1 protein-coding gene is annotated in these 827 nt (G+C 36.6%); it reads left to right on the top strand.

The window, feature by feature from the left end:
- On the top strand, positions 1-192 hold a 192-nt coding region (locus ACFSQ0_RS07335), incomplete at its 5' end, for a hypothetical protein (RefSeq protein ID WP_379046336.1).
- Between the last annotated feature and the right edge of the window lie 635 nt (positions 193-827).

The raw sequence follows: 827 nt of genomic DNA, 5'->3' as shown, positions 1-827 counted from the left end.
AAATCACAAATATTCGCCGGGTATATTGCCAAAAGTTCAAATATTGTATTTGGTGTTGCTCGTGCTAAAAAAAACACATTTTTGGAAGCTTATCTTGGTAGCACTAGAAATGTAAAAGAAATGTGGAATAAATATATTTCTAGAGAAGAAAATTTTTATGTTCCCGCGGTAAGAATCCAATTAAAAAAATAGAAAAACGTGGCATAATAACTAAGCGTTCCCCAATGAAAAATCGGGGCAAGCTGTGTGGCCGGTACAGCCCGTCCCGACTTCTTTTTTCGGGAGCCTAACATGAACGCCGTGTTGACTAACCCGGCTGTTTGTCGGTTGGCACTATGGGGATTAATCTATTGCTGTGCTGCTCTTTTAGAGATGATTAGCAACATTTCTTTTCTTAGCGGTAGACTTAGGATACCCAAAAAGCTTATAAATTGCACCTCTTTGCGTATTGAATGGTTTATTGCTATCCCCGCTAGTGCGCGGTTGCATCGCGTTCTTTCTGACTTTTAAACCGAGTCAACTCGACAGGTTAATGATGACTCTAACACATTCACTCCTCAATAACTTAGTTACACTTTATCCAATAAAGAAATTGTTTTAAAAGTGTATATTTGGGTGGATATAACGAGTTGGCACCAATTAAAACAAAACACATCTTGAGAAAGCTAATTATACTATTAATATTCATTTCTGTTTCTTGTTCGACAGTAAGAGAGCAGATTATGCCATTTAGAAATTATGGTTATTCGGGAGAAAGGCTTTTTCCTATTCAAAATAGTGATGCGGATAATATAGTTCGGATATGGATAAATAATGGAACATCAATA

The sequence above is a fragment of the Mesonia sediminis genome (assembly GCF_042684705.1).
GTDB classification, from domain to species: domain Bacteria; phylum Bacteroidota; class Bacteroidia; order Flavobacteriales; family Flavobacteriaceae; genus Mesonia; species Mesonia sediminis.
The sequence above is the reverse complement of the archived record's forward strand: the minus strand, read 5'-3'. Positions and strand labels throughout refer to the sequence as shown.